Origin of the sequence: Kribbella sp. (assembly GCF_035655035.1) — a bacterium.
Lineage (GTDB): Bacteria > Actinomycetota > Actinomycetes > Propionibacteriales > Kribbellaceae > Kribbella.
Map to the genome: position 1 here is coordinate 1 of NZ_DASRVN010000602.1, position 6,111 is coordinate 6,111.

At 68.9% G+C, this 6,111-nt stretch carries 8 protein-coding genes; 2 read left to right on the top strand and 6 right to left on the bottom strand.

Annotation, left to right across the window (positions count from 1 at the left end):
• Nucleotides 1-1,126: DEAD/DEAH box helicase (locus tag VFF46_RS31840; protein ID WP_325040948.1), on the bottom strand; the 1,126-nt coding region annotated here is incomplete at its 3' end.
• A 451-nt stretch (nt 1,127-1,577) separates the two neighbouring features.
• Here VFF46_RS31840 and VFF46_RS31845 point away from each other — a divergent pair.
• Nucleotides 1,578-2,258, top strand: coding sequence for a ferritin-like fold-containing protein (locus VFF46_RS31845; protein ID WP_325040942.1), 681 nt, complete (start codon nt 1,578-1,580; stop codon nt 2,256-2,258).
• A gap of 123 nt (nt 2,259-2,381) precedes the next feature.
• On the opposite strand, the gene VFF46_RS31850 is transcribed toward VFF46_RS31845, so the two are convergent.
• From VFF46_RS31850 to ligD, 5 genes are all read right to left on the bottom strand, one after another.
• Entirely contained in the window at nt 2,382-2,660 is a 279-nt protein-coding gene (locus tag VFF46_RS31850) for a GlsB/YeaQ/YmgE family stress response membrane protein (protein ID WP_325040943.1), read from the bottom strand.
• 171 nt (nt 2,661-2,831) lie between these two features.
• Nucleotides 2,832-3,059 carry a DUF3107 domain-containing protein gene (locus tag VFF46_RS31855; protein WP_325040944.1) on the bottom strand — a complete coding sequence of 76 codons (228 nt, stop codon included), beginning with the start codon at nt 3,057-3,059 and terminating at the stop codon, nt 2,832-2,834.
• A gap of 120 nt (nt 3,060-3,179) precedes the next feature.
• Nucleotides 3,180-3,809, bottom strand: coding sequence for a TetR/AcrR family transcriptional regulator (locus VFF46_RS31860; RefSeq protein WP_209693503.1), 630 nt, complete (start codon nt 3,807-3,809; stop codon nt 3,180-3,182).
• Between the two features lie 163 nt (nt 3,810-3,972).
• Entirely contained in the window at nt 3,973-4,185 is a 213-nt protein-coding gene (locus VFF46_RS31865; protein ID WP_325040945.1) for a hypothetical protein, read from the bottom strand.
• Between the two features lie 18 nt (nt 4,186-4,203).
• On the bottom strand, nt 4,204-5,133 hold the full coding sequence (gene ligD, locus VFF46_RS31870; RefSeq protein ID WP_325040946.1) for a non-homologous end-joining DNA ligase: 930 nt from the start codon (nt 5,131-5,133) through the stop codon (nt 4,204-4,206).
• A gap of 81 nt (nt 5,134-5,214) precedes the next feature.
• Here ligD and VFF46_RS31875 point away from each other — a divergent pair, with 81 nt between their 5' ends.
• Nucleotides 5,215-6,090 carry an alpha/beta hydrolase gene (locus tag VFF46_RS31875; protein ID WP_325040947.1) on the top strand — a complete coding sequence of 292 codons (876 nt, stop codon included), beginning with the start codon at nt 5,215-5,217 and terminating at the stop codon, nt 6,088-6,090.
• Nucleotides 6,091-6,111: the final 21 nt, after the last annotated feature.

Sequence of the window (6,111 nt, forward strand, 5' to 3'; positions counted from 1 at the left end):
CGGCACGCGGCAGGACACCCTTGGTGCCCGCGGGGATGTTCAGCTCCTCGTAGAAGTGCGGGGAGGTGGAGTACGTCTCCGGCGGGTCGTTGAAGTTGAGCTCCAGCGCCTTGTTGATGAGCTGCCAGCGCGGGATGTCGTCCCAGTCGACGAGGGTGATCGCGATGCCCTTGGCACCCGCGCGGCCGGTGCGGCCGATGCGGTGCAGGTAGGTCTTCTCGTCCTCGGGGGACTGGTAGTTGATGACGTGCGTGACGCCCTCGACGTCGATACCGCGGGCGGCGACGTCGGTGCAGATCAGTACGTCGACCTTGTCGCCGCGGAACCGGGTCAGCGCCCGCTCGCGCGCCTGCTGGTTCAGGTCGCCGTGGATCGCGGCCGCCTTGAAGCCGCGGTCCTGCAGGTCGTCGGTGAGCCGGGACGCCTCGCGCTTGGTCCGGCAGAAGATCATCACCCGGCCGCGGTCCTCGGCCTGCAGGATCCGGGCGACGACCTCGGGCTTGTCGAGGTCGTGCGCGCGGTACACGAACTGGGCCGTGGTCGGCACCATCTCGGTGTCCTCGTGCGACTCCGCGCGGATGTTCAGCGGGTGCCGCATGTGGGTGCGCGCCAGGCCGATCACGGCCGACGGCATCGTTGCCGAGAACAACATCGTCTGCCGCAACTCGGGCGTCTTGCGGAGGATCCGCTCGACGTCCGGCAGGAAGCCCAGGTCGAGCATCTCGTCGGCCTCGTCGAGGACCAGGACCTTGATGTGACCGAGGTCCAGGACACCGCGATTCGCCAGGTCCAGCAGGCGTCCCGGCGTACCGACGACGACGTCGACGCCGTTCTTGAGCGCGTCCAGCTGCGGCTCGTACGCGACGCCGCCGTAGATGGTGAGGACCCGTACGGTGCGGACGGTGGATGCCGTCACCAGGTCCTTCGCGACCTGGATGGTCAGTTCGCGGGTCGGGGTGACGACCAGCGCCTGCGGCTTGCCGGGTGCGGCGAGCTCCTCGTAGTCGGCTTCGCCGGGGGAGATGGTGCGCTGCAGCAACGGGATGCCGAAGCCGAGCGTCTTGCCGGTACCGGTGCGGGCCTGCCCGATCAGATCGGTGCCCATCAGGGCGACCGGGAGAGTCATTTCCTGGATCGGGAAGGGTTCGACGATGTTGACGCGGTCGAGCGCGTCACAGATCTCGGGGAGCACCCCGAGCTCTCGGAAGGTGGTCAGGCTGATCGCCTCTCACATGCTTGTGCGGACAGATGCTTGTGGCCGGGCGCCTGGGGCCGGACAGCCCCGATCGTGAGGCGCGGGGACACTGTGCAAGCACCTCGCACCAGCTTGCCCATCTGGGCGCGTCACCGGCGAATCGCCCACCAGTGTAACCACAGCAGCTGTCAACGCCGCCTCGTGTGGCGTGCGCCACTCCCGCACCCCCCTCCTGCCGCTCCGGGCTTGCCCCGCCAACTGCAGGGTTGCCCACCCGGATTTTGAGGGGGCAACCCTCCACCTGAGCGGATAACCGCTGAGTTGGAGGGTTGTCCCGCGCAGTTTCGCCGCGCTGCCGGTGTTGCCCGATAGGGTGCCGGGCATGGAGCAGACGGCCTTTGACGATCCCGCCTACCGGGCCGCGGCGGTGGACCTGCTGGGTGTGCTCGCGTACGGCGAGCTGACGGCGTTCGAGCGGATGGCCGAGGATGCGAAGCTGGCGCCGACGCTGGACGACAAGGCGGAGCTGGCGGCGCTCGCGACCACCGAGTTCGGGCACTTCCAGCGGCTCCGGGACCGGTTGGTGGAGCTCGGCGTCGACCCGATGGAGGCGATGCGGCCGTTCGTGACGCCGCTGGACGCGTTCCACGACCACACCGCGCCGTCCGACTGGCTCGAGGGCCTGGTGAAGGCGTACGTCGGGGACGGCCTGGCGAACGACTTCTACCGGGAGATCGCGTCGTTCGTGGACGCCGGCACCCGGGCCCTGGTGCTCGACGTCTTCGGGGACTCCGGGCAGGCCGAGTTCGTCGTCGATCGGGTCCGCGCGGCCATCGAGGAGGACCCGAAGCTGGGTGGCCGGCTGGCGCTGTGGGGCCGCCGGCTGGTCGGGGAGGCCCTCAGTCAGGCTCAGCGGATCGCCGCCGACCGCGACTCGCTGACCGCGCTGCTGGCCGGCAGCGTCGACCGCCCCGGCCTGGACCTGGCCGCCATCGGCCGGATGTTCACCCGTCTCACCGAGGCCCACACCGCCCGCATGACCGCCCTCGGCCTCCAAGCCTGACCGCCTTGGGCGGCCTCCAGGGCTGACCGCCGATCCGGCGGACCGTAGTACGCCGAGCAGGCCCTCGGGCAGGGCAACGGCCGCCGTCCCGGGTGGGATGGCGGCCGTTTCGCTGCTGTCGGATCAGGCGGCTCTGGGCTTGCTGCTGTTACGCGCGGAGATGATCGCGATGACGATCGCGGCGCAGACGAGCTGGATCAGGTACTGGATCCAGTCCGGGCCGGGAGTGTCCTTGACGCCGAGGAAGTAGGCGATCAGACCACCGATGAAGGCGCCGATGCCGCCGCCGAGGATGGTCCAGCCGAGGCTGATGTTCTGTTTGCCAGGGAGCACCAGCCGGGCCAGCGGCCCGAAGATGATGCCCGCGATGAGGCTGACGATGAGCATCCAGACCCAGTACACGGTTCCTCCTTGTGAGGGATGGCCGACCTGCGGCCTGGCCCGGTGCCCCGTGACAACCAGACCACTACGGACGCAGGTCTACCTCAATCGTGCCCACTGAACGCTCCCGTGCAACCCGGACACGCGCGACTGTGTCCGGAACGCGACGCAGCCGTGTCTCCGAAGACACGCCTAGATCGCGCCGAAGCCGACCTTGCGGGTCGAGACCTCGCCGATCTCGACGTACGCGAGCCGGTCGGCCGGGACGAGTACCCGCCGGCCCTTGTCGTCGGTCAGCTCGAGCAGACCGGACTTGCCGTTGAGCGCGTCCGCGACGAGCTGCTGGACCTCTTCCGGGCTCTGATCGCTCTCCAGAACCAACTCACGATTGGCGTGCTGTACGCCGATCTTGACCTCCACGAAACCCTCCGGGCACAAGCTCCGACCGGCGGCTCTCGCCGGTGACGCTTCGAGCCTATCCGCTCCCCAGCGCCGGCCCGCACCCGTCCGCCCAGAGCAGAACCTCCGGAGCGGGGAAGGTCAGCCGTCGGTGCGCGGGAAGCCGCGGATGCCTCGCCAGGCCAGGGACGCGACCAGGTCGGCGGCGTGTTCCTGGGGGAGGGTGGGGTTGCCGGCGCCGAGCCAGTAGCGGGCGCTGACCTGGGCCATGCCGACCAGGCTGACGGCCAGCACCATCGACTGCTCGCGGTTCAGGCCGGCGTCGGCGCTGATCACCTCGGAGACGGCCTCGGCGCAGGCGTGGGTGACCCGGTCGACGCGCTCCCGGACGGCCGGCTCGTTGGTCAGGTCGGACTCGAACACCAGCCGGAAGGCGCCCTGCGCGTTCGCCACGTAGTCGTAGAACGCGTGCATGGTGGCCGCGACCCGGAGCTTGTTGTCCTCGGTCGACTTCAGCGCGTCCTGGACGGAGGCGACGATCGCCTCGCAGGACGTGTCCAGCAGCGCCAGGTACAGCTCCAGCTTGCCGGGGAAGTGCTGGTAGAGGACCGGCTTGGACACCCCGGCCCGGTCCGCGATGTCGTCCATCGCGGCGGCGTGGTATCCGTTCGCGACGAAGACCTCCTGAGCCGCCTCGAGCAGTTGCGCGCGACGCGCCAGCCGGGGCAGGCGGCTGCCGCGCTTGGGTGCGGTCTCCGGTGTCGTCGACACGTCGGGCTCCTTCGATGGTGCGCTCCGGCGACGGTCTGCGTCCGCCACCAGGTCGTTCCCCGAATCCTACCCAGCAGTCCTCCCGGCCAGTAGCTTCCCCGCCCTCCGGTACTGCGGGGTGCCGGGGTACGGCCGTTCCAACGTGGTAACAATCACGTCGGCGTCAGCGGTAGCCGTCCTCGTCCTCGTCGGTACCGCCTACCGCGCGGCGCTGCTCCTCGACGTCCGCGGGGTCCGCCTCGTCGGGGAGTGGTTCGTCCTCGGGCCGGTCGTCCGTCTCCGTCGATGCCAGGCGCTGCTCCAGGACGTCCGCCTCGGACGCGTCGTCGGGCAGGTTGTCGTTGTCCGGGCCCTCGTATTCGGTCTCGCTGGTCATCCGGCTCGCTCCTTTCGATCAGGTCTGCGGGAGTGCTGCGGGATCGTCGTACAGTTCCCCGAGTACGTCGCCGTACTCCTCGAGCCTGGCGAGTACGTCGTGCGGCAGGAACTTCAGGTCCTGCGGGGTGGTAGCGGCGGCGACCTCGTCCCAGTCGATCGGGGTCGAGACCCGTGGTTCGTCGGCGCCGCGAAGCGAGTACGGCGCGAGCGTGGTCTTCGCGCTGGCGTTCTGGCTCCAGTCGATGAACACCTTGCCGGGCCGTAGCGCCTTGGTCATGTTCGCGGTGACGCTCTCGGGCAGGGCTTCCGCCAGCTGCTCTGCGAGCTGCTTCGCGAACGCACTGGTCTCCCTGGACGACGCGGGCTCGATCGGTACGTACAGGTGCATGCCCTTGTTGCCGGAGGTCTTCGGCCAGCCCTCCATGTCGTAGTGGTGCAACAGCTGCCGCAGCGCCAGCGCCACGTCGCAGCACTCGACGATGCTCGCTCCTGGCCCCGGATCGAGATCGAAAACGATCAGGTCGGCCTGCGGGTCCTTCCCTTGGTCGGACAGCCCGATCCGCCACTGGGGGACGTGCAGCTCGAGCGCAGCCAGGTTCGCCAGCCACACCACTGTCTGGACGTCGTCACACACGACGAAGCTCATCTCGTCGCGTCCGGTGGAGCTCCCGGGCGTCGGCAGGGTCTCCGTACGTACCCAGGCCGGCGTACCGCGAGGAGCGTTCTTCTCGAAGAAGAACGCCGCGTCCGTACCGTCGGGCCACCGCTTGCGGGTCAATGGACGGTCTGTGAGGTGTGGCAGCAGCACCTCCGCCACCTGGTGGTAATAGTCGATCACCTCGGCCTTGGTGAACCCGGACTGTGGATACAGCACCTTGCCGAGGTTGGTGAGCTTCATGGTCTGCCCATCGACCTCAGTCGTCAGCTGCTGCTGCACACCCGCCATAAGTCCCAGTCTCCACCAGCAGACCGGCCTAACATGGGTCCTGTGGAGAGTTACGGGTCAGTAACCGGGGACGCCGTACCCGTGGAACTACAGGAGTGGCCGGAACGGCGGGTGCCGGTCGCAGGGGTCGAACTGCTGGTCAGAGACCTGCCGGCTGCCGCACCGGACCTGCCGCCCGCGCTGTTCGTGCACGGTCTCGGTGGGTCGTCGTTGAACTGGACGGCGCTCGGTCTGCTGCTCAAAGACACCATCAGCGGCATCGCGCCCGATCTGCCCGGCTTTGGCCGTACGCCGTTGTCGGGCGTGACCGGGATCACCGAGCAGGCCGACATACTCGTGCAGCTGCTGGAGCGGGAGTACGACCGGCCCGTGCACGTGTTCGGGAACTCGATGGGCGGGGCGTCGTCCGTGGCGCTGGCTGCACAGCGGCCGGACCTGGTGGCCTCGTTGACCCTCATCTCACCGGCTCTACCGCATCCACGCGTGTCTGCGAGCGCCCTGTGGTTCACAGCACTGGCCACACCGCGACTGGGTCCTGCCGTGCTGGAGCGGACGCAGCGCCTGCCGTTCGACCAGCGGTTTGAGGCGTCGCTTGCGATGGTGTTCGGCGACCCGCGGTCGCTGCCACCGGAGGTGCGTGCAGCGTACGAGGCTGAGCTTCACCGAAGGGACACTGATCCGTGGGGCCGCCAGGCGACCGTGGAAGGCGCCCGCAGCATCCTGCGCTCGTCGCTAGCGAGACCGCGCCGCTCGTTGTGGGCGGACGCAGCCAAGGTGCAGTGCCCGGTGCTGTTGATCTACGGCGGCAAGGACCGTCTGGTCGACGCGCGGATCCGTACCAAGGCGCACCGCACGTTCCCGAACGCGCACCTGCTCTACCTGCCGCGGTCCGGGCACGTCGCGCAGATGGAGCACCCCGCAGAAGTGGCTCGCGCGTTCCGGCAGCTGATCGCCTGATCGAGTCGATTCCGAGGCGCC

Excerpts from the sequence above, each read along its gene's own strand:
- VFF46_RS31845 (WP_325040942.1), top strand. The coding sequence starts at position 1,578 with ATGGAGCAGACGGCCTTTGACGATCCCGCCTACCGGGCCGCGGCGGTG.
- VFF46_RS31865 (WP_325040945.1), bottom strand. The coding sequence starts at position 4,185 with ATGACCAGCGAGACCGAATACGAGGGCCCGGACAACGACAACCTGCCC.
- ligD (WP_325040946.1), bottom strand. The coding sequence starts at position 5,133 with ATGGCGGGTGTGCAGCAGCAGCTGACGACTGAGGTCGATGGGCAGACC.